22 protein-coding genes are annotated in these 22872 nt (G+C 57.0%); 14 read left to right on the forward strand and 8 right to left on the reverse strand.

All coding sequences use genetic code 11. The features are described 5' to 3' along the window. Window positions 1-2: 2 nt before the first annotated feature. Window positions 3-494 carry an inorganic diphosphatase gene (locus AC5RE1_RS04500; protein ID WP_040318497.1) on the reverse strand — a complete coding sequence of 164 codons (492 nt, stop codon included), beginning with the start codon at window positions 492-494 and terminating at the stop codon, window positions 3-5. A gap of 107 nt (window positions 495-601) precedes the next feature. Between AC5RE1_RS04500 and AC5RE1_RS04505 the strand changes: the two genes are divergently transcribed. From AC5RE1_RS04505 to AC5RE1_RS04550, 10 genes are all read left to right on the forward strand, one after another. Further along, window positions 602-1978 (forward strand): D-alanyl-D-alanine carboxypeptidase/D-alanyl-D-alanine-endopeptidase, encoded by a 1377-nt coding sequence (locus AC5RE1_RS04505; protein ID WP_285069513.1) that lies wholly within the window; start codon window positions 602-604, stop codon window positions 1976-1978. Between the two features lie 145 nt (window positions 1979-2123). Then, complete coding sequence (locus AC5RE1_RS04510) at window positions 2124-2960, forward strand: hypothetical protein (RefSeq protein WP_493938413.1); 837 nt, start codon at window positions 2124-2126, stop codon at window positions 2958-2960. Then, window positions 2953-4083, forward strand: a complete 1131-nt coding sequence (gene tilS, locus AC5RE1_RS04515; protein ID WP_181002144.1) for a tRNA lysidine(34) synthetase TilS — start codon at window positions 2953-2955, stop codon at window positions 4081-4083. Before AC5RE1_RS04510 ends, tilS begins: the two co-directional genes overlap by 8 nt. Window positions 4084-4215: 132 nt before the next feature. Continuing rightward, on the forward strand, window positions 4216-4770 hold the full coding sequence (hpt, locus tag AC5RE1_RS04520; RefSeq protein ID WP_040318362.1) for a hypoxanthine phosphoribosyltransferase: 555 nt from the start codon (window positions 4216-4218) through the stop codon (window positions 4768-4770). Between the two features lie 84 nt (window positions 4771-4854). Continuing rightward, entirely contained in the window at window positions 4855-6834 is a 1980-nt protein-coding gene (gene ftsH, locus AC5RE1_RS04525) for an ATP-dependent zinc metalloprotease FtsH (RefSeq protein ID WP_103632698.1), read from the forward strand. Then, window positions 6834-7406 carry a GTP cyclohydrolase I FolE gene (folE, locus tag AC5RE1_RS04530; protein ID WP_006680775.1) on the forward strand — a complete coding sequence of 191 codons (573 nt, stop codon included), beginning with the start codon at window positions 6834-6836 and terminating at the stop codon, window positions 7404-7406. Before ftsH ends, folE begins: the two co-directional genes overlap by 1 nt. After that, window positions 7403-8230: a dihydropteroate synthase gene (folP, locus tag AC5RE1_RS04535; RefSeq protein WP_006680776.1), complete on the forward strand. Its 828-nt coding sequence runs from the start codon at window positions 7403-7405 to the stop codon at window positions 8228-8230. Before folE ends, folP begins: the two co-directional genes overlap by 4 nt. Continuing rightward, window positions 8227-10449: a 2-amino-4-hydroxy-6-hydroxymethyldihydropteridine diphosphokinase gene (folK, locus tag AC5RE1_RS04540; RefSeq protein ID WP_493938414.1), complete on the forward strand. Its 2223-nt coding sequence runs from the start codon at window positions 8227-8229 to the stop codon at window positions 10447-10449. The genes folP and folK overlap by 4 nt, the downstream gene beginning before the upstream one ends. Further along, window positions 10450-10926 (forward strand): DUF3180 domain-containing protein, encoded by a 477-nt coding sequence (locus AC5RE1_RS04545; protein ID WP_006680778.1) that lies wholly within the window; start codon window positions 10450-10452, stop codon window positions 10924-10926. A gap of 54 nt (window positions 10927-10980) precedes the next feature. Beyond that, entirely contained in the window at window positions 10981-11715 is a 735-nt protein-coding gene (locus tag AC5RE1_RS04550) for a hypothetical protein (protein ID WP_006680779.1), read from the forward strand. A gap of 125 nt (window positions 11716-11840) precedes the next feature. Here AC5RE1_RS04550 and disA read toward each other — a convergent pair whose 3' ends face one another. From disA to AC5RE1_RS04570, 4 genes are all read right to left on the reverse strand, one after another. After that, on the reverse strand, window positions 11841-12911 hold the full coding sequence (disA, locus tag AC5RE1_RS04555) for a DNA integrity scanning diadenylate cyclase DisA (protein ID WP_006680780.1): 1071 nt from the start codon (window positions 12909-12911) through the stop codon (window positions 11841-11843). A 37-nt stretch (window positions 12912-12948) separates the two neighbouring features. Continuing rightward, on the reverse strand, window positions 12949-14319 hold the full coding sequence (gene radA / locus AC5RE1_RS04560) for a DNA repair protein RadA (RefSeq protein WP_493938415.1): 1371 nt from the start codon (window positions 14317-14319) through the stop codon (window positions 12949-12951). A gap of 81 nt (window positions 14320-14400) precedes the next feature. Beyond that, window positions 14401-15075, reverse strand: a complete 675-nt coding sequence (locus tag AC5RE1_RS04565) for a potassium channel family protein (protein ID WP_040318363.1) — start codon at window positions 15073-15075, stop codon at window positions 14401-14403. A gap of 150 nt (window positions 15076-15225) precedes the next feature. Beyond that, window positions 15226-16578 carry a TrkH family potassium uptake protein gene (locus tag AC5RE1_RS04570; protein WP_480939385.1) on the reverse strand — a complete coding sequence of 451 codons (1353 nt, stop codon included), beginning with the start codon at window positions 16576-16578 and terminating at the stop codon, window positions 15226-15228. A gap of 388 nt (window positions 16579-16966) precedes the next feature. Between AC5RE1_RS04570 and AC5RE1_RS04575 the strand changes: the two genes are divergently transcribed. The 3 genes from AC5RE1_RS04575 (at window position 16967) to AC5RE1_RS04585 (ending at window position 18160) form a co-directional block, all read left to right on the forward strand. Continuing rightward, window positions 16967-17194, forward strand: a complete 228-nt coding sequence (locus AC5RE1_RS04575) for a helix-turn-helix domain-containing protein (protein ID WP_006680784.1) — start codon at window positions 16967-16969, stop codon at window positions 17192-17194. 89 nt (window positions 17195-17283) lie between these two features. Continuing rightward, window positions 17284-17382 (forward strand): 30S ribosomal protein bS22, encoded by a 99-nt coding sequence (locus AC5RE1_RS04580; protein WP_003792170.1) that lies wholly within the window; start codon window positions 17284-17286, stop codon window positions 17380-17382. A gap of 109 nt (window positions 17383-17491) precedes the next feature. After that, window positions 17492-18160 (forward strand): histidine phosphatase family protein, encoded by a 669-nt coding sequence (locus AC5RE1_RS04585; protein ID WP_006680785.1) that lies wholly within the window; start codon window positions 17492-17494, stop codon window positions 18158-18160. Between the two features lie 21 nt (window positions 18161-18181). Here the strand turns inward: AC5RE1_RS04585 and AC5RE1_RS04590 are convergent, their stop codons facing one another. From AC5RE1_RS04590 to AC5RE1_RS04600, 3 genes are all read right to left on the reverse strand, one after another. Beyond that, the gene (locus AC5RE1_RS04590; RefSeq protein WP_006680786.1) at window positions 18182-18652 is read right to left on the reverse strand and encodes a hypothetical protein; all 471 of its coding nucleotides are present in this window, start codon (window positions 18650-18652) and stop codon (window positions 18182-18184) included. 155 nt (window positions 18653-18807) lie between these two features. Further along, entirely contained in the window at window positions 18808-19701 is an 894-nt protein-coding gene (locus tag AC5RE1_RS04595; RefSeq protein ID WP_006680787.1) for a 1,4-dihydroxy-2-naphthoate polyprenyltransferase, read from the reverse strand. Window positions 19702-19849: 148 nt separating this feature from the next. Further along, entirely contained in the window at window positions 19850-21166 is a 1317-nt protein-coding gene (locus AC5RE1_RS04600; RefSeq protein ID WP_006680788.1) for an AMP-binding protein, read from the reverse strand. 97 nt (window positions 21167-21263) lie between these two features. Between AC5RE1_RS04600 and AC5RE1_RS04605 the strand changes: the two genes are divergently transcribed. Then, entirely contained in the window at window positions 21264-22778 is a 1515-nt protein-coding gene (locus AC5RE1_RS04605; RefSeq protein ID WP_285068010.1) for a L,D-transpeptidase family protein, read from the forward strand. Window positions 22779-22872 lie beyond the last annotated feature (94 nt).

Raw genomic sequence — 22872 nt, forward strand, 5'->3', positions numbered from 1 at the left:
GGTCAGTGGTCTTCTGCTGCCGTGAGGCGATCATAGGAACGCTGGATTTCAGCTTCGGCGTCTTCACGACCTACCCAGTGAGCGCCTTCAACGCTCTTGCCGGGCTCAAGATCCTTGTAGACCTCGAAGAAGTGCTGGATTTCAAGGCGGTGGAACTCCGACACATCATCGATGTCGGTACGCCATGAGGCGCGCTGGTCAGATGCGGGGACACACAGAACCTTGTCGTCACCGCCCTTTTCGTCGCGCATACGGAACATACCCAGAGCACGGCAACGAATCACACAACCGGGGAACGTGGGTTCTTCAAGCAGAACCAGCGCATCAAGCGGGTCGCCGTCTTCGCCGAGGGTGTCATCGATAAAACCGTAATCATCCGGATAACGCGTCGACGTGAAGAGCATGCGATCCAGACGGATACGCCCGGTCTCATGATCGATCTCGTACTTGTTTCTATTCCCCTTGGGAATTTCGATGGTCACGTCGAATTCCATCATGGTGAGCTCCTTCATCATCGAGACGGCCCTATGGGTGTCGGACCGCCTGCCTGCTACCCGAAACGCTACTGTTGAAACCAGTGTATTTAACCTCGAGGAGATCCATGCGTCACAGGACTGTTGGTGTGATTGTATGCGCTGTAGGCCTAGTTGCGGGTCTTGCTGCGTGCAACAGTGCCGATATTGGTGATAGTGCCTCGTCGGCCGCGCAAACGTCGTCAGATGTGCAAGCGACTCCGATTCCTGGATTTCCCGCTGAACAACCCCAATCCCTCTCGCCGGCAACACTCTCGCAAGGCGCTGAAGTATCTCCTGACGCTGTCGCAGCCGCCTGGGCATCTGTCACCCGAGCAGGCAGTGAAGGCCAGTACACGACATGGGGAAGCGTCCTTGACGCGCAAACGGGCACAGTTCTGCTGGATGCTGGAGCAAACCAAGGGCACACTCCCGCATCAATCACAAAAGTTCTGACAGCATTTACCGCACTCAATACCCTTGATCCCTCCTCAACGTTGAAGACGCGCGTTCAGCTTCAAGGCTCAGACATCTACCTGTCCTCCGATGGGGATCTACTTCTTGGCGCCGGCCCCTCGAACGCCAGTGAGGTCAATGGGCGAGCCGGCCTCGTCGATCTGGCAAACGAAACCGCGAAGAGGCTGGCCGAAGCTGGGTTGAGCGCAACCACCCTCTACTGGCAAGCCGATCCGTTTGTCGGCCCCGATCATTCCGCAGACTGGCTTTCTCAGGGTGTTGGTGAGTTCGAGGGACATGTTGGGGCGATGGCCATCGATGCTGGCAGGACAGTGCCTGACGCCTACTCCTTCTTTGATGACCCTGAAGCGCAAGTCGCGCAGGTGTTCGCGAACGCCCTGTATTCGGCCGGAATTGCGACAACCCTAGGCTCTGTTGCCACTGCCCCCGAAGGGGCGCAGAAGATCGCAGAAATCGACTCAGCAACGGTCGCTGAACAGGTCAGATGGATGCTTCACAACTCTGACAACACGCTTGCCGACCAATACTGTCGATTGAGTGCATCCGCCGCAGGACAAGAGACCTCGTACCAAGGAGCGGTCGCCACTCTTGCCACCACTGTCGCGAACGCGGGGCATCCTATTGACGGGCTGCGCCTAGACGACTGCTCGGGCCTGTCGAGCAACGACAGAATAGCCCCCTACACGCTGGCACATGTCATCCGATCGTCCGTTATGGGGTCGGGTGGCACGGCTGACCTGGTCCGTTCACTGCCGTGGTCCGGCCTTGACGGGACGATGACACGTCGTATGTCCAACTCTGCCGCCTGGGCAAACGCACAGGCCAAGACTGGTTCACTGTCGACGGTTTCGACCCTCGCTGGCGTCGTGTCGACCTCCAGCGGGCGACTGCTGGTCTACGTGATCGGCACGGAGAACGTTCCTGACGATGCAGCTGCGAACACTCGTCCCGCGTTGGATAAGTTCGTCGGCGCGCTTGCAGCTCTCTGACGCGCCAGGCCGTGTGGCCCTGAGGAGTGATGCCGTAGCTCTGAGACACGCCGGACGTGTGCCCGCACCACCTTTCCTCTATTCGCCCGTGCACGTTTCTCCGACTAAAAGGTCGGGACAGCACTTTCCTTTTAGACTTGGGGGCATGCAGGTACCTTTTGGCGCGTCCGCTATGGCGTCCGTGATGAATGCCTTGTCCTATGCTGGCCCGGCGACTCACTCGTCGAATGCCTATACGTGTGTTGCGATGCTGAAGAAAGCAACCGGGTGGGCAGATCGCAGGCTTGCCAAGTTGACCGGACTAGACGAAGCGGCTGATTGTGTAGTCAATCAGCCGACCTATGTGGTTGATCGTCATACCTTCGCCTCAATGGTCGCCAGGATCTATGACACGTCGATGCCCAACGAATCTCTGATGGATGTTGTCACTGGGGCAAGGATTACCCGCACGCTCACAATGCACGCGACCGCCCTGTGGGATCCGACAACCAGCTCGCGTGTTCTGCTGGCTCCCAACGTTTTGGAACGCACCTACCGCTATTCCTTGGATCAGTCCCAATGGTGTAAGTGGGTCAATATGCATGCGGGTCTCTATGGCGTCATCTTGAGCGCCGCTCCCTTCCTCTGGAAACCGGATGGTGGGCTGGACGTTTTCATTGAACGACTCCTGCTTGCTGACGCTCTTGTCGACGCATGTATGGACACTCTGACGGCAAAGGACCTGTCCTCGGTAGAGTGGTTGCGCAGTCACGGGCCTCGTGTCTCTGTTCGTTCCCTGATTGACTACGTCGGAGTTGACGAGCCAACCGACGAGAACCAGAACACTCATATGCCTGACAATCCCAGCCGTGACGGTATTGAAGAATTTGCTCGATTCATCATCCACGGTGGGCATTTGCCGCGACTGGTTGAAGACGAAGCGAACGTTCCTTCGGCTCACGAATGCGCAAACCCTGACGTGTGGACTATGCGCGTTGGCTGAAACACCCTCTCTTTCGTCGCGTATCGGCCCAAACCCCGGTGGCGGACTCGGCAGAGTATCGCGTGCCGTCTGGGCGTGTTTGAAGGAATTCCAGCCGGGCTCCGCTGTTGTCATCGGCTTGTCCGGTGGCGCCGATTCGTTGGCGCTCACCTTGTGTGCCCTAGATTGTGCCTCCCGCTTGAGACTCAACATTGTCACTGTGACTGTCGACCACGGAGTTCGCGCGGAATCAGCTGACGAGGCACGTACCGTCGGAGACCTTGCCCGATCCTATGGAGCCGACTCCCGCGTTGTGCGGGTCGCGCTCGCGGATAAAGGAGGTCCTGAAGGTGCTGGGCGCGAGGCGCGTCGTGAGGTGCTCGCGCGGGTGGCGCGTTCCTACGATGCTCCGATTCTGCTGGGGCATACATTGGACGATCAGGCGGAAACGGTTCTCCTGCGCCTGGGACGAGGCTCGGGAGCACATTCGCTACGTGCGATGCGTCAAGATGCGACCGACCGCGAGGGGATCAGGTGGATTCGTCCCCTGCTACATCTGCGTCGAGCCGACACGATCGCTACCTGTCAGGCGCTTGCAGTTAGCTTTGTTGATGATCCGACGAACTATCCCGATGGTCCTTGGAAAGCCGCCGACGGGTCTCCTCTTCGCCGATCTGCTCTGCGTCACCGTGCGATTCCGATACTGGGGGAGGCGCTCGGTAGTGACCCTGCGCTTGCCCTAGCGCGCACGGCGACCCTTGTGGCGCGTGACGATGATGCTCTGAACCAATGGGCTGATAGGGAGTGGGCGCGCGTGAAAGTGACGCTAGAGCGCCCCGTTTCGCTTTCCCCCATCGACGAGGCCACCCACACGTATCCCGAGGCGCACACTCAAACGGTGGCTCTTACAGTCGAACCTTTGAAATCACTTCCGCAAGCTGTCAGAACCCGCATCATTCGACGCTTCCTTATCGAATGTGGAGCTGACGAATCAAAGCTCGCTATGACCCACATTGATCGCGTCGACAACCTTGTCGTGAATTGGCACGGTCAGAAGGAAATTGAGGTGCCCTCACTGGCCATTTTTCGGCTAAAAGATAAAGAAAATGGGGCCAGCCTCGTCCCATTTCTTCGCACTCACTAGCGTCGAACCTCAGTGGCACGTTCGCCCTAAGGTGACAAAGAACGTGATGGATCGCGTCAGGCGGGCACATGTGGCAATCTTGATGGTAGGGCGCTTCTCGAATTGGGGGCGCATTCACGGAAAGAAGATGACGTGGACGCACAGGATATGGGCGACGACCTGCAGGAAATTCTGGTCACGGCAGAGCAGCTTGACCAGCGCCTGAGCGAAATGGCCGCGCAAATTGACGCGGATTATCAAGGCAAAGAAATCCTCATGGTTGGTGTCCTTCGTGGCGCTGTCATGGTGATGGCTGACCTGTCACGCAAACTGCACACTCCGCTGGAAATGGACTGGATGGCCGTGTCCTCGTATGGCAGTGGTACTAAGTCGTCGGGTGTTGTCCGGATCCTGAAGGACCTAGACCACGATGTGAATGGTCGCGACGTGTTGATCGTTGAAGACATCATCGACTCCGGCCTGACCCTTGCGTGGTTGAAGACCAACCTTGAATCGCGTGGCGCGAAGAGTGTGAAGATCGCCACCGCCCTGCGCAAGCCGGAAGCAATGAAGGTTGACGTGGAAGTTTCCTACGTCGGTTTCGACATTCCTGATGAATTCGTCGTCGGATACGGCCTCGACTACGCCGAAAAGTACAGGAATCTGCCGTTCGTTGGAACGCTCAAGCCGTCCGTGTACTCACACTGATCTATCGCATTACTTCAAAGGAAACTTGTGGCTGAAAAGGCAAAGAAGAAGCGAGTTCGCTGGACTGGAATCATCGTCCCTTTCATGATTTTCATGATCGGTGGATGGTTCCTCTGGCAGTACTTCCAACCGCGCGCAGTTGACACGTCCGAGGGCCTCGAAATCCTCAAGGGTGAAACCGTGTCACGCGTTGTCCTGAACGAGGGCACCCAGCAGGTCAACCTGACGCTGACGCAGGACTACACACACGAGGCCACCGGCCTGGGGGATAGGACTCGCAATCTGGGTAAGAACGTCTACTTCACGTACTCGTACACCCAGACCGAAGAGATTCTTACCACGGTCACTGAAAAGGCCCCCGTAAAGGGATGGAACGCCATTCGTCCCCAGGGGTCAGCCATTTCTGCCGTCCTACAGATGGTCATCCCCATCCTGATCCTGATGCTCGCCTTCTGGTTCTTGATGTCCAGATTGTCCGGCTCGCGGATGATGGGCGGATTCGCCCAATCCAAGGCAAAGGAATTTAACCAGGAACGCCCCGACATCTCTTTTGCTGACGTTGCCGGAGAAGACGAGGCCGTCGAAGAACTCGAAGAAATCCGCGAATTCTTGGCTTCGCCTGACAAGTTCCACAAGGTTGGTGCACGCATCCCGCGTGGTGTTCTGCTCTACGGTCCTCCCGGAACCGGCAAGACCCTGCTGGCCAAGGCGGTCGCAGGTGAAGCGCACGCCCCGTTCTTCTCAATCTCCGGTTCGGAGTTCATGGAACTCTACGTCGGCGTCGGTGCATCTCGTGTTCGCGACCTGTTCGAGCGCGCCAAGAAGGCGGCTCCCGCGATCATCTTCGTCGACGAAATCGACGCAGTTGGTCGCCACCGTGGCTCCGGCATTGGCGGTGGCAACGACGAACGTGAACAGACTCTGAACCAGTTGCTGGTTGAAATGGACGGCTTCGACGAGCGTGCGAACATCATCATGATCGCTGCAACGAACCGCCCTGACATTCTGGATCCGGCTCTTCTTCGCCCGGGTCGTTTTGACCGTCAGATCGCTGTTGAAGCTCCCGACTTGAAGGGCCGCGAAGCCATCCTGAAGGTCCACGCTGGTGGCAAGCCCATGACCAACGACGTTGATCTGCGCCAGATCGCGAAGCGCACCCCTGGTTTCACCGGCGCTGACTTGGCCAACGTTCTGAACGAAGCAGCCCTGCTGACAGCGCGCTCGAACGCGGACCTGATCGACAATCGTGCGATTGACGAAGCAATCGATCGCGTGATTGCCGGCCCGCAGAAGCGCACCCGCGTGATGAATGACCATGACAAGGCTGTTACCGCCTACCACGAGGGTGGTCACGCACTCTGCGCCGCAGCGTTGCGCTATACCGACCCAGTCACGAAAGTGACGATCCTGCCGCGTGGTCGCGCGCTCGGCTACACCATGGTCATGCCGACCGAAGACCGCTTCAACCACACGCGCAACCAGCTCCTCGATGAACTGGTGTACGCAATGGGTGGTCGCGTAGCCGAAGAACTCATCTTCCGCGATCCGTCGACGGGCCCGGCAAACGACATCCAGCAGGCCACCAAGACCGCACGCGCCATGATCACTGATTACGGTATGTCTGAGCGCGTGGGTCTGGTCAAGCTTGGCACCACCGACACCGAAGCTTTCGGTCACGGCGGTGGCTCTGAAGCTCGCCCCTACTCTAACGAGATGGCTGGCATCATCGACGATGAAGTTCGCCTACTCTTGGATGGCGCTATGCGCGAAGCATGGGAGATTCTGACCAAGAACCGCGATGTCTTGGACACCCTTGCCCAGCGCCTACTGGACGAAGAGACCCTGGATGAAGCTCAGCTTGCTGAAATCTTCAAGGATGTCGTTAAGCAGGATGAGCGCCCCGTTTGGAACTACGGCGCGGATGCCGCTATTGAAGGTGCTCGCTTGGGTAACCCCGTGGGTATTCCCTCGGCTCAGACTCCCACTGCGCCGGCCCAGCAAGCTGACCGTGTTGAAGAGGCCCCGGCCTCGTCCACGAACGAAAGCCAAGCAGGGGAGAACTGATGGCGTACGACGCGGCCGGCGTGGAAAAAGCGTCGCGCGACCTGCTGATTGCGATCGGCGAGGACCCGACGCGCGAAGGTATGGCAGGTACTCCTGAACGGATGGCGCGCGCATGGCGTGAAATGCTCTCTGGCTTGGAAGAAGATCCGCGCGACTACCTGCGTACTCAGTTTGAGGCGGGAACGGACGAACTTGTCCTAGTCCGCGACATCACCTTCCACTCTATCTGCGAACACCACCTGCTCCCCTTCTACGGTCGTGCACACGTCGGTTATATTCCGTGCGGTGGCAAGGTCACTGGCCTGTCGAAGCTCGCACGTGTCGTCGAAGGCTACGCGCGTCGCCCTCAGGTTCAAGAACGCCTGACCGCGCAGATCGCGGACGCCATCGACGAGGTCCTTTGCCCCCAGGGAGTCATCGTCGTTATGGAAGCAGAGCATATGTGCATGTCCATGCGTGGCATCACGAAGCCCGGGTCTTCCACTGTTACCAGTGCACTGCGCGGAATCATGAATGACGGAACGACACGCGCTGAGATGATGGCTCTCGTCCTTGGAGGTGATCGTTCGTGAATCTCCGCGGTCCGCTTCTGCCTGATGGCCGTACGCTTGGGGGCGAAAACACGCTGGTCATGGGCATCCTCAACGTCACTCCCGACTCTTTTTCAGACGGCGGGAAATGGGCGCACGTGGATGCCGCGATCGAACATGCGCACCAGATGATCGCCGAAGGGGCTACGCTGGTCGACATTGGTGGCGAGTCCACCGCTCCCGGGTCAACGCGGATCGATACGGACGAAGAGTGGAAACGCATTGGTCCCGTCGTTTCATCGCTGGCTGAAGATGGGATCGTTTGCTCGGTTGATACGTTGCACGCTGTGAGCGCGGTGCGTGCCATGGAAGCTGGGGCGCTGATCATTAACGATGTGTCCGGTGGTGGCTGGGATCCGCAGATGCTCTCGGTTGTTGCGGATACGAAGGCAGGTTTCATTCTTCAGCACTATCGTGCGCTTCCCGGAATGCCTGGTGAACACTTCGACTACGGCTCCGACTTGATGGCAACACTGTCGGAGCGTCTGATGCACCAGGTTGATCTGGCTCTGGATGCCGGCGTGAGTGGCGATGCAATTGTCATTGATCCCGGTCTCGGATTCTCGCTGACGAACGAACAATGCTGGCAGATTGTGCGTTCTCTAGGGGAACTGACCGCACTGGGCTACCCTATTCTTATCGGCGCGTCCCGTAAGCGTTTCATCAAAGCGACTGGGCGGGACATGGACGAAGAAACTGGTCGGATCAGTGTGACGTGCATGCGTAACAGTGTGTGGGCGGTTCGCGTTCACAACGTTGGCTTGAATGTTGCCATGATGCGTGAAGGAAATGAGGAAACGCGATGAGCTCGCCGCTTGACGTCATCACTTTGCGTGGTCTGCACGTTGAGGCTGCTCACGGTGTATTTGACTTCGAGCATGACGCGCCCCAGCCGTTTATCGTCGACTGTGCCCTGTGGGTGGATACGTCCGCTTCCTCATCGTCAGATGATATCGCCGACACTGTGTCGTATGCGCTGGTCGCGGATGAAATCACGTCGATTGTTTCAGGTCCCTCCGTGAAGCTGATCGAGACCCTCGGCAATGCGATTGCGAGGCGTCTTTTGCGCTTGGCTCACGTCCTCGGCGTTGAAGTGACGGTTCACAAGCCCCAGGCCCCGCTTGAACAGCCATTTGTGGATGTGTCGGTGACGGTTCGTCGCGGGCAGGTTCCGCTTGCTGTGCCGTCATCTGCATCTTCGTCTCCTGATGTGTCCGCGTCAGCTGGCGTGTCAGATTCTGCCCGGGATCGTTCCTTTATCGACGAGGCCGGCCACCCCGGCTCAGTCGCTACTGGCGGTGATATGGCCGATGATGATCGGCTCGCGAACCTGAGCGAATCGGCGTCTGTCGTGGACACGGATTCTTCTTCGCCGCGACCTTCGGCTTTGGTTCCTGTCCTTGCCCTTGATTCCGAGGTAGACGAGGTAGCCGATCAGGGTGAGGATTGTCCGGCATCGCCCGTCCGAGTGGTCTTGGCATTGGGCGGAAATATTGGTGACGTGCCGTCAACCTTCGCTTCGGCAATCGAAGCGTTGATTGATGATGCGCGTTTCGACGTTGTGAACGTATCGCCGATCCTACGCACACTTCCTGTTTTGAACGAGAACCAGGAGCCGCAGAGTGACTACTGGAATGCTGTCGTACTGGTTGATACAGATTTGACCCCGCGCGAGGTCCTCGACGTTGCCCACGAACTTGAGGACGCAGCTGGGCGCGAACGTAGCGAGCACTGGGGTGCGCGCACGCTGGACATTGACATTGTCGATTACGCGGGTATTTCATACGACGATGGCGTGCTTGTTCTTCCGCATATTCGCGCGCATTCTCGTGCTTTTGTTCTCGCTCCTTGGCTGATGGCTGATTCTTCGGCCCAGCTTGATGGGGTGGAAGTTGAAAAGCTTTTCAACGATGCCTCGGACAAAGATGGCATCATTGACGCGGTTGAAGATTGGCTGATGGACCCAGCGTCCGTGATCGCTGAGTCGGATGAGTGTCTGAATGCTACTTCGTCTGCTCGTGTCTCTTCGATTGTGGATCTCGAAGAGACACGTTCGGCTGACGCGATGCCTGAATCGGAGTCTGAGCTTCGGCAGGACTCTGCTGTTGGCGTTGATGCTGAGTCTCAGACGCCACGTGTTCCGAGCTTGTATGACTTGGATCTGTCGGATCTGTCGGTCGCGTTAGCTGCTCCTCCGACTCTTGAAGGTGAAGAGACTCGTCTTGACCGTATGCCGGCTATCTCTCGCGTGAATCTGCAACCGGATAAGGGAGCAGATGACAAACTCTGGAACGCGTTGTGGGCCAAGTGGTCGCTGAGCCGGGCCGACGAGGCCTTAGAAACCGTTGCTGAGCAGGACGAAGCTGACACTCAGTACCAGGAAGAATCTGGCGATATCGTCGAGGTGCCTGAGCTGGACGTTGATAATCCGGTGATGCTTGATCAGGACAACTTGGTCGAAGGGAACGAAACAGAATCGGAATCGCCCGTCGAGATGAGCGACGAGGCTTCTATTCCTCCTAACGTGGATGCGCAGGAAGAATCTGTTGCGGATGCTGATGCAGACGTTCATGACGACGAAGAAACATCAGCGGGTGAAGAGGCTGGCCGGGAGTCAGAACCTGTTTCCAAGTCGACGTCTTCCCATCGTCTGCAGGGGTTTGGACGCTCACTGAAGTGGTTCCCACTGTTCCCGCGTGACGAAGCCCAAGAACTGAACCCGACCGAAGATCGTGTGCCTGAAAACGCTCGCAAGGGTGAGGTTCGGCCGATGTCACGTGCTCTTCCGAGTTGGGATTTCGCTCATCGTGAGGTACGTATTGTTGACGAACCAAGCCCCGTCGATGCTCTTTCGTCATCTGGGGCCGTTCAGCGACGTTCAATCGTTGATCCTCAGCTACCGGCAGATGCGCTTCGCGGTCCGATCGATGACTCTGAAGTAACGAAGACATCGATCATCCGCAAGCTTGTGGTTCGTCCCTCTTCAACTGGACACATTCCACTGACTAAAGATCAGGGTGAGTGAATGAAACCCGTTTCGTTACCTCGTCTGATTGGGTACGCAATCATTGCGTTGCTCTTGGTGGGCGTGATCGGAATGGGTGTTGTCATCATGGGTGGCACTCCACTTGAAGTCACTCCGATGATCATGGTGCTTGAACTTTTCCTTGCGCTCATGCTGATCTGGTCGGGTATTCATGTGAAGCGCTATCTTGCTCACCGTAAAACCTGGGTGAACGCGCTCAATGCGTTGCGTATCGCCGTGGCAGCCCGCGCCAGCGCGTATGTTTCATCAATCGTCACGGGTACGCTTATCGCTCTCATGCTCATTTCGATGGCACGTATTGGGGCTCCAGCAATGGTTGCCAATGCTGTGATTTCTGGGTTGAGCGCCGTTGCGGGAATCATTTGGTGCGTGTGTGCGGTTATCGTTGAACGCTGGTGCGTCATCGATGCTGACGATGATCCGGAGCATCACAGCCCGAATGTCAGCCCCGCCTGATTCGACGAACCACACGTTTTTGCCTGCTTTTACTTCATAAGGAGGAATTCGGCGATGGGCTCATCTTCCACAGCACCTCGGCCTCAGCCTGCGAAGAAGCGCGTGAAAAAAGTGAATCTCTGGCCGCGACGTATCATCACGGGCACGGGTCTTCTTCTGATTATTGCTCTGCTTGGGTGGGGCATCTATTCGCTCGTCATGATGGCAACGGATGCAACGAAGAAGCAGGTGGAAGGACCTCAGTCGATTTCGGTATACACCGAAGAGACGGTGCAATCTGGTGATGGTGAGATTCGTCTTCGCTCAACCGATAAGGTCACCAAGGATGGGATTATTGCTGCCGATGATTCGGTGACGATCCCTCGCTGTACTTCGGCCGCGATTAAGTATCAGGCATCGACGACGGATACGAACGAGGGCGCTGGCGAGGAAGTCAGTGTTATCGTGAAAAATGAGGGAAATATTTCCTGCTGGACAACCTTCGGGCAGGTTTCACTCAAGATCACCAGTGGTGACCAGCTGATTTATGATTCAGCGCAGTGTTCTGCGTTCGATGAGACGGCGACGAAGCTGGTATTGGCCCCTGACCTTGAATGGGCTACCAGTATCACGTGGGATGGGCGTCATCACTTAGGCGGATGCGTTGAGCTTGCTGAGGGGGAAGAAACCAGTTCGGCACCGGTTGCCGCTGCGGGAACCTATAACGCTCAGCTGTATGTGGGAGCTCGCTCGGTAACGGATAAGAGTGCGTTTGTTGTGATTGCCCCCGAACCGGATCCTGCTGCGTAGGGCTCAGCAGGATCGTCGAGCCTGAGAAAACCTCGCAGAATGAACTGAAGGTGAAAAGTCTGTCGGTTCAACAGTTACTTCGCCAGAGGGCTTATGCAGTTTGGAGTAGTGCTCAATTCGAAGAATTACCAGCCGACAATTCCGTTTGCGGCAACCTGGGCTTGGTGTTCCAAACTGTCGCGAATCAAGCGTGCGCGGTAGGGGCCGATTCCTTCGATGCTCTGGAGTTCGTCCACGGAAGCTCCACGTAGAGATGCGAATGAATCCCAGTGGGTGGTCAGTTCTTTGATGACGCTCCACGGAAGATGCGGAACCAACGACAGCGAACGAATACCACGAGGTTGGATCTCACGGTCGAGGTCAGCGACCTCAAAGACGGACAGGCCAAGAACGTTAGCGATTACTGCCAGGTCGACGAGCTTTTCACTGGGCATATCCGACAGATGCTTTTCGACCGAAGCAACATTTGCTTGATCGCGAATGTAATCGCGCATCACCAGCGCACGTTCGGATGCGGAGCCTCGGATCAGATCATCAAGCTGCAGCGCAAGTAGTCGACCTTCCGAACCGAGTTCTTCAAGATAACCATTAATTTCGGATGTGATCCTGCGGATCATTTCCATGCGCTGCATAACGGTTGCGACATCACGAACGGTCGCAGAATCGCGCATCTCAAGAACGGTCAGAGTCTGGAGGACCTCGTCAAGACGCTGCGAGTAGCGGTCCAATGTGTCGACGGCCAGGTTTGCGCGTGCCAGCAGAGATTCAGGCTCTTCAACCAAGTGGTGATGAGGTCCAACGTAGATGGAAATCATGCGCATCGACGCCGAGAGTGACAGGACAGGCAAGTGTGTTTGGCGGGCGGTACGCTGAGCCGTGCGGTGGCGCATACCGGATTCTTCCGTCGGAATCGACGGGTCTGGAAGTAGCTGGACGTTCGCCTTTCGGATCTGCCAGTTGTTTTTGTCCAAGATGACAGCGCCGTCCATCTTGCAGAGTTCGCGAAGACGCGAGGCGCTGAAAGGAATATCGAGATCGAAGCCGCCCGAACACATGGCTTCAATTTCAGGCGTGTATCCGAGCACGATCAACGCCCCTGTGTGCGAACGCTTAATGCGTTCAAGTCCCTCGCGGAGGTCTGTGCCTGGAGCAACAGCCTGCAGGGCTTCACGGAGAGTTACGGAATCGTCGGTCATCGCTCGGGCCTTCCTTTATCGAGCATCTATTGAAATTTTACGGGAGACCAACACGAATGGCTGTTGAAAGATCAGAGACGGTGAACACGGTCATTCCCTCGATTGGTGGCAAATCTTCGCTTCCCTGTGCGGGAATGATCGCCGTTGTGAACCCCAGACGAGCGGCTTCCGTGAGGCGACGCCCAAGTCCGGTGCATGCTCGGATTTCTCCGGTTAAACCGATTTCACCCATCGCAACGAGTGACTCCCGTGGGGTAGTGCCCTTAAAAGCCGAGATGATCGCAATGGCGGTAGCAAGGTCAATGGCGGGCTCAGTTGTCTTGGCTCCACCAACGGTTGAGGCATACACGTCTAAGGAAGACGAATCGAGTCCCAATCGCGATTGTGCCACCGCCAAGATCATCGAAACACGCGAATGGTCGACGCCCGATGTTGTGCGCCGGGGAGATCCGCCCGCGCTAGGGGCAAGAAGAGCTTGAATCTCGATCGGCATGGGGCGTCGGCCTTCAAGCGACACGGTCGCGCACGATCCTGGGACATCACGCGACGTCTGTGACAAGAACAATCCGGAAGGATCCGGCAGAGCGCGGATCCCAGAATCGATCAGTTCAAAACAACCGACCTCGTCAGTTGGTCCGTAGCGGTTCTTGACTGCCCGCAATAGGCGTAGGCGTGAATGGCGTTCGCCCTCAAACTGACACACCACATCCACAAGGTGCTCAAGGACGCGAGGGCCGGCGATCCCGCCGTCTTTTGTTACGTGACCAACCAGAAGAATCGGCAGGTTTCGTTCCTTAGCCAAGCGAATCAGCCCAGCGGCAACAGCGCGTACCTGCGCGACACCACCCGCGCCACCATCAACCTGTGGAGACTGAATTGTCTGAACCGAATCAACCACCAGAAGCGAAGGAGAAGTCGCACCCACGTGCCCCAAAATGGTCGGCAGAGAATTGTCGTCGGCGAGCAGAAGATCATTGTGAATCGCTCCAATGCGTTCTGCGCGAGCCTTCACCTGCGACGATGATTCTTCACCCGTGATGTAAAGAACCGGCCCCTTTTTCCCTGAATCCCGCGCGGCGCGTGCGGCAACGTCTAAAAGAAGTGTTGATTTGCCAACGCCCGGTTCACCGGCAAGAAGGATCACCGCACCGGGAACAATGCCCCCACCCAAGACGCGGTCGACTTCCCCCACCCCTGTTGGACGAGACTGGGCTTGAGCAGAATCAACGTCAGCAATAGGTCGGGCAAGAACCCTGGGTGCAACCGGCGTGGCAACACCAGCGATGGCGCCACCCGCACTGGCCTCTTCCACTGTTCCCCACGCCTGGCACTCGCGACACTGGCCGACCCATTTGGGTGAAGTCCACCCGCAGTCGGTGCATCGGTAGCTGATCTTTTCCCTAGCCATAGGACAACGCTACAGCCCACCGTGTAGAAACCCGATTGCAATTCCACATGACGTGGTGCAACCCGCTGAAGTGATGCGACTTTATGGACGGTTCGCGAAGTACTCCAGAAGGCGTGCATCGCCCGATACGATGATGACGTCTTCGGGATTAATGCGGGTCGTTGCATCGGCGTACTCGAACGGCATTCCCGGCCTGAGTAAGCCGAGCATATTCACGCCATACCGGCCTCGTAGATCCAGATCGGCCAACGTAAAACCGTGCACTTCCTTTGGTGGACGCAACTTCATAATCGCGAAGCCGTCCTTCTCCATCTCGATGTAGTCGATCATGCGACCACCAACGAGGTGAGCCGTGCGCTGTCCGGCATCAAACTCGGGATAGATGACGTGATGAGCGCCAATACGACGCAGGATTCGACCGTGTTCACGCGAGGTTGCCTTCGCCCAAATCGACGGCATCCCCATGTCAACCAAGTTTGCTGTGATGAGCACGGACGCTTCCAAGGACGAGCCGACGCCAACCACGGCAGCGCGGAAATCGCGAGCACCTAGCTGTTCAAGAGCCTCGATACTCGTTGCGTCGGCCTCCACCAGTGGGAACCTGCCGGCGAACGCCTGAACGCGAGCGGGGTTCTTTTCCACTGCCAGAATCTCGTATCCCAGCTTGTCGAGTGTGACCGCAACTGCCGACCCGAAACGACCCAATCCGATAGCCAGGGTGCCGGACGAAAGGTCCTTGATGTCATCTGATGCCATGGCGCAATTATGCCCTGTTTTTGTTTCCAATGGGTATGGGGCAGACAGGCCACGACGTGGGCGGGCAGGTAGGTGGCCGTTCGCACCAAGCGACGAGGCCGGCCACACCTTCGCGGCCCTCTTTTCCCCGGTGGCCGATCATGCACAACGTTAGCCGATAATTGGGCGTTCCTCGGGCATGCGGATCACGCGAGAACGCTCACGAAGAGCCAGAGCTGCAGCAACCGTCATCGAACCCGTTCGGCCGGCAAACATCAGGGCAATCAAGACATACTTCGCTAGTGGAGGCAAAGTCGCCGTAATGCCTGTCGACAAGCCAACTGTTGCGAAGGCAGAAATTGTTTCGAACAGAATCGTGTCCAGCGAATAGTTCGTCAGGCTCAGCAAAATAACAACGGAAACGGCCACCATTGCCAGCCCCAACAGCGAGACAGCAACAGCAAGGCGGACAACCGACGGAGCAATGCGACGGCCAAAGGTTTCGATGTCCTGATCACCTCGAGCCTCGGCGATAACGGCGAGTACCAAGACGGCGAAAGTCGTCACCTTCACGCCACCGGCCGTCGATGCGCTGCCACCACCGATCATCATCAAGATGTCTTGAACGAAGTGCGTCTGCGGGCGCATCACCCCAACGTCAACCGCGGATAATCCCGAGGAACGTGTATTCACACCGGATAACAACGCATTCAAGATACGACTGGGAACAGGCAAGGCTCCCAGCGTCTCCGGGTTTGTCCACTCCGTCAATGCGACAAGGACAGCGCCAATGAAGATCAAGGACACGTAGACCGACAGGGTCAGCTTCGTGTGGAGCGCCCACTTTTGCGGGGTGCGCCAACGGTGAGCAAGATCCTGGATGACGGGGAAACCAATGGCGCCGGTGAAGGTACCTAAAGCAATCGGAGCCAGCATCCACCAGTCGGAAACGTGGGGAGCAAGCCCACCAACTAGAATCACGAATCCCGCGTTATTGAACACTGAGATCGCCATGAAAAGCGCTTCCCATAGCGAGTGAAGAACGCCTTCACCCATGGTCAGGAAACGTGGCAGGAAAACCAGGAAAAGAAGCAACTCGCCCACAAGTGAGGTTGCGATAACAGCCTTCAACAGCCCCGTGATTTGGCCGAGGCCGTCGGACTTTGTTTCCTGGGCGGCCAGCATTCTTTGCGTCAAACCCAGGTGACGTGAAACGGCAAAACCGAGGATCGACGCCAGGGTCATCACGCCCAAGCCACCGATCATGATGCCCATTGCAATGACGACCTGACCGAACACTGTCCAATGGGTGGCCGTATCAACGGTCGTTAAACCTGTCACACACACGGCAGAAACCGCGGTGAAAAGAATGTCAACGAACGATGCCGAACGCGTTGACACGGACGCAAAAGGCAAGCAGAGAAGCCCCGTGATGACCGCAATGATCAGAGCGAAAATACCCAGAGCCAGACGCGCCGGCGAATAGCGGGCCTGAGAAACAAACCACGCACGGAACTTGTCCATCCGAGTGGTTTCTTTTTCGTGAGCCAAAGGGCGCGTGGACGCTGAGTGTGTCGCCAGGGACTCGTCTGCGTATTGCACAAGAGGGGTAGCGGCGAAGTCATCGGAGTGCGACGAGCGTTCAGACGATGCGGAATGCTTTCGCCTTATCGACACAACACTCGCCCCCTATCGCTTGGCATTCCATGATTCCTTGCCACGCTACCACCCCGCTATCACCAAAGAAACTCTCGGTTTTCGCCGGCGCGCGAGTGCGAAGTAAAGATATCTGAACGCATTCTTCCAGAATTATCCACAACCTGTCTTTAGGCATTAGTATTGACCCTGAGGCTACGCGCGCAAAAGGACCGGCGCCACTGGCTGCCTCACGAAGATATTTTTGGGAGTTCTCATGGTGTCGCATTCCGCCCCCCGTTTTCTAACGGTCGCTGAAGTGGCGGAAATTATGCGCGTCTCAAAAATGACCGTCTACCGTTTGATTCATTCTGGCGACCTGCCTGCGATCCGCGTCGGCAAGAGCTTCCGCGTGCCGGAAGCAGCGCTTGGCCAGATCATCGAATCGGGTCTTGCTGATCACACCGAGACTTCCATTTCGGTGAGTAGTGCCATTAACGGGTAAGATAGCAACGCTATGCCTGTAATGGGCATGATTCGTCAGGCGGTAGGAACCTCTGCCGCGAGCTAGTTTCAACAAGAGGGAGGAACCCCATGGGCTCCGTCATCAAGAAGCGCCGCAAGCGTATGGCAAAGAAGAAGCACCGCAAGCTGCTGCGCAAGACGCGTCACCAGCGTCGCAACAAGAAGTGAGCTTCAAGGCCCGGCCGATTCGGTCGGGCCTTCGCTTTTATCTGTCGGAGCCCGCTTTGGTCGGAGCCCGCTTTGCGCACACTCACATGATTCGTGTCAGACTTACCCCATGACGACAACGAAGATCCACGTGATGCGCCACGGCGAAGTCGATAATCCAGACGGCCTGCTCTATGGGCGTCTTCCCGGTTTTGGTTTGACGGAGCTCGGACATCAGATGGCTCAGCGTGGAGCCGACTATCTGAAAGAAACCGACGCGGATATCACGGCCGTCATTGCGTCGCCTCTTCTTCGTGCGCAGCAGACCGCGACCCCGACTGCTCGCGCCTACGAGCTTCCTATTCACTCGGATCTTCGCCTGATCGAAGCTGGAAATATCTTCGAAGGCCAGCCGGTGAATGCTGACCGCAGGGTTTTGATCAAGCCGAATGTGCTGAAGTACTATCGCAATCCATTTGAGCCATCGTGGGGCGAACCGTATGTGCAGATTGCGTCGCGCATGAGTGCCGCACTGTCAGGCGCGTTGAAACGCGCCTATGGTCACGAGGCCCTTGTTGTTTCGCACCAGAGTCCGATTACGTTGCTCACGCGTTTTGCTCGCAAGCAGATGCTGGCACACGCCCCATGGTCGAGGCACTGTTCCCTAGCGTCGATCACGACGTTTATTTTCGATGACGGCACACTGGTCGATATTGACTACGTTGAGCCAAGCGCTGACTTGCTTGTTCACGCACACGATATGACTCCCGGGGATTCCGAAGCGGCCCTCAAACGCTGAGTCTTTATCGCGCCGACCCGATCAAGCCTGGGGGTCGTTGCGGTTTGTGGTCTCGTCGTCATGGTTCGCGGACGTATCTGACGCGCCCGAGCCCTCTTCGAATGCGGATGGTGAATCGGGAGCGGAATCGTTAGACGCGTTCGCGCTTTCCTTGCTGGCCTTCTTGCGTTGGCGTTGAATGTCGCGCTCGAGCCGGAAAAGAAACTCCGGATCGTCATCGGGAGCAAGGGGTGCGGGCGTTTGTTTCTCCGAGGGGAGGCGGGTGACGGAGAAGCTGATGGGAGCCTCGCCGGCTTCCGCTTTGGCGACGAAACGCAAGGCGATCCACGCGATCGACCCGATCGACAACGACGGGATCGTCAAGATTATCAGCAGTAGCCAGATGTTCTTTGGCAACTTCGCCGGCACTTGATCTTCGGGCGTGCGAAGCCAATCCGTGATCGCGTAAATCGTGACCGCGGCCCAAATGACGATGCCAAGAATGCGTACCATTGCGCCAGTCTATCCAAGGAGCGTTGAAGCGTCGCAGCGAGGGCTTCGCGGGGAGGGCTTCGCGGTCAACGGATGCGAGCGAAATGCGCGGGGTGCTCAATCTCGCCATCGTGTACGAGGCTCAGGCTGAAAGTCCGAGCTGAGTGGCTAGGGGATCAGGCGAGGAGCAGGAAAGCGCTGACCTCGATCGCCCAGGCGAGCGTGTACAGGCCGGTGTTGCGCAAAACAGGAATCAAACGGGCGCCAGTTTCTCCACGCACGATCGGGAGAACTGCGAGAGCAGTCATGAATCCGGTGATGATGAGGGCAACAAGAATCAGTGGCCACGAATAGGTGAGGGTGAACAGCAATACTGCAAGGCTCATCACGGACAGAGTAAAGCAGGCGGTGAATATATTGCGCGACGTTGTATCACCCAGGCGAACAGCAAGAGTGCGTTTACCGGATTTGCGATCCGTTGGAATATCGCGGATGTTATTCGCCATCAGCAGTGCGACTGACAGGAAACCCAGCGTGGATGCGAGCATCCAAAGCCAGCCCGGTGCCTGAGGGATCTGAGTCCACGTGGTGCCCACGCACGCCATCAAACCGAAGAAAAGGAAAACGAACAGCTCGGACAAGCCGATCCCCATGTAGCCGTAGGGAGTGCGGCCACCCGTGTAGAACCATGTGGCAAGCACGGCCAAAATGCCCGGGATCAGAAGAATCCATGCGCCAGACAAAGCAAGCAGGGCTAAGCCGGCCACACCAGCAATCCCGAAACAAGTGAGCGCGGCAATCAGGACATTCTTCGGAGCGGTCAACTTTCCACCCGTAAGGCGCGCAGGCCCCAGGCGGAAATCGTCGGTGCCTCGAATACCGTCCGAATAATCATTCGAATAGTTTGCGCCGATCTGCAACGCCAAGGCAACGACAAGAGCAAGAACGGCGCGCACTGGCGCAACGGCACCCATGTGGATTGCTGACGCGGTACCGACCATCACGGGAGCAATAGCAGCAGGCAGAGTGCGAAGACGCGCCCCTTCGATCCAGTCGTTCAACGTTGCCATGAGTGGCAGTACCTGCTTTCCATTGTCTGAAAAAGTGACGGGCTCACGAGCGTTTGTCGCAAGCGTGCTTCACGAGAATACGCTGTCTAAGATGAAAACAGCATTCTGCTTCGGTTGCATGTCAGGCACAAAAGCCAAGAAGCGCGCCTTAACGACGCCAGTCAAAGACCGTGTCTTCAGCATCCTTCAACAGTTTCGTGGCCGCCATGCGATCGATCTTCATCTCCGACAGGTAGGGGAGAACACCGGTCACAACAACACGGCGAGGAGCGTACACGCGCCCCAAGACCTCGCCCACGTCAGAACGCAGATGCCGAGCAAACTGATCGACTTCGTCCGCAGATGAAATAGGATTCTTCGGGACAACCAGCGTCGTGATTAACTCGCCCCACTTATCGTCAGGAGTCGACGTCACCCATGCGTCAGCTACCTCATCGCAAGATAGAACAGCTTCTAAGACCGGGGCAGGAGCAACAGAAAGACCACCGGAAACAATGACATCATCCGCGCGCCCCTGAATTTTCACGGTTGACTCACTCGTGATCACACCGATATCGCCCGTCAGCATCCAGGTTGTGCCTCCTTCAACAAAAAGAGGGGAATCCCCGTCCACATAACGAGTCATCAGCATCGGGCCTGAAAGAGCGATCCGCGCCTGAGAATCATGCTCAACAGTTCGCACCTCAACACCGGGCTGAGGCACCCCGTTATAGATGCACCCTCCGCACGTTTCCGTCATCCCATACGTCGTGACGATATTCAGACCACGGCCTCGTGCCACATCCAGCAGATCCGAACGCGTGTGCGCGCCACCAACCAAAATCGCAGAAAGCCCTGAAAGAGCCTCGATCACTTGATCGTCAGCCAAGCACGAGGCCAACTGAGTCGGAACCAACGACAGATAACCAGGAACTCCGTCCTCGGCCGTAGCCCCAGCGATCGCAGGAAGAAGCGCTCGCGGATCGAAGCCCGCAGACGTATCAACGATTTGCGGATTCGTTTCGGCAACGGCCGCGCGAAGCAAAACCATCGCTCCGGCAATGTGGTGGGCCGGCAATGCTAGAATCCATTTTCCCGGCCCGGAAAGGGCTTCGTGCGTTGCACGCGCGGACGCGATCAACGCATCGATCGACAAGCCCACAAGATGAGGTGTGCCTGCGGACGAACCGGACGTGGGAATGACCAGGTCGACACCGCTAAAGAAATCAGGCTCGGTGATCGCCGGATAGAGCGAGGGGAAACGCTCGGCTGGAAACGCCTCTTCGACGGTTGCCGAGGCCCCGCGCAGAGTTGATGGCGGAACATCCTTCGGATCACGCATCACAACCACCGTGTGAGGTGCGGGGTGATTCGGGTCAGCTTGGCGTTCTTCGTAAAGTTCCACCAGCTTGTGAAGAGCCGCATGTGCAAGAGCGACAGCTCCGATTGAGGTTCCTCCAGGTACGACCAGCGTTCGAGTTGTCAATGTGGATCCCCCTAGAATGCGTCTGTTCTGTACTGCGTACAGCCTAGGTTGCACGTATAAAAAGCGCTAAATTAAGCCAAGAATGGTCGTGGAATTTGTGGCAGATTTCCCAGTCATCCTTGTGGGACTCAAGTCGCTTGAAAAATGTACAACCGATAAGGTTGAGCCGATGTTGAACACGCTGAATTCCAAGATGAAGTGGACGGTCGCAGGTATCGTTGTGGCTGTTCTTGTCGCCCTGGGTGCCTCCGGCGCATATGCCGCGTATTTCGCTCACAAGGCTCTACCTGGAATCAAGATCGCTGGTGTTTCCGTTACGTGGATGACGCGCGACCAGGTCAAAGAGTCCATCGCACAGCGAGTTGAGGACACCATCGTGACGTTCGACGTTGATGGTGCGACCTCGCAGACGACTCTTGCCGATGCTGGCGTTACTGTTGACGTTGACAAGACCGTCGACGAAGCGTTTGAAGGCAACAAGAATTTCTTCACTGAAATGAAGGCTCTGTTCGTCAAGAAGGACGTTGCTCCGGTTCTGGTCACCGACGACGTGATCCTGTCCGAGTTTGCGACCACACTAGCTGAATCGACCGGCACTGTCGCGCAGGAAGGCACGGTTGTCCTTGGCGGCGACGGTGTAACTTTCGAAGGCACCGAAGCTGTTGCGGGTGCGCTGATCGATACAAAGACTGTGAAGGACGGCGTGCTGACGCAGGCGAGTACACTGACCTCCGGATCTGTTACTCTTTCTCCGGTTCAGCGTGAGCCTAAGGTGACAACTGAAGACGCTGCCGAGAAAGCCACTGAAGCAAATGCTCTGGTCGCCGTTGACGTTTCGATCAACACTGGAACAGAAACCGTGACCGCGACACCGGCAGAAAAAGCATCGTGGATTGAAGTCACCACAAACGAAGACGGCTCGCTGAAGGCTCCTTCGGTCAACCTTGAAAAGGCCACCGCGTGGGTTCAGGCAACCGCTGAAGCATCAAACATCGCCGTTGTGAACGGCGTGAACAATGTGAACTCTGCGGGTCAGGTTCTGACTGTCTTCAAGGAAGGCCAGCCTGGCAAGAATGTCAACAATGTCGATGCGATCGCTCAGGCACTGGTTGAATCTGTCAACGCCCGGACCGCGTACAGTGCTGAATTTACCTATGACGAGGTTCAACCCACCTACGAGAGCCGTCAGGTCGCTGAAGGCGCAGAAAACCTGGTCTACCAGGCGGCCGACGGTGAAAAGTGGATCGACCTCAACCTCAGCGAAAGCACCGTTATTGCATATGAGGGTGGTACGGTCGTTGGCGGCCCCTACTACATGGTTCCCGGCGCCCCCGCGACCCCGACTGTCACCGGCACCTACCACGTCTACTTGAAGTACGCGAAGCAGACAATGCGTGGCGAAAACGTTGACGGTTCCAAGTACGAAACTCCGAACGTCCCGTGGGTTACCTACTTCACCGGTAGCTACGCGTTCCACGGTGCACCATGGCGTTCATCCTTCGGTTGGTCTGGCCCCGGTGGCTCGCACGGTTGTGTGAACATGCCAGTTGAAGCGGCCAAGTTCATCTACGACTGGTCCGACTACGGCACCACGGTGGTTTCTCACTACTGAGGTATGCCCAGGCTTTTACTGGGGGCCCGCTACAGGCTTTTACCAAGGTTTGTCCACACGTTTGTATAGTGAAGGCTCAGCGGTTGTATGCCGC

The organism is Actinotignum sp. usb-actsch-rep-73, assembly GCF_059082735.1.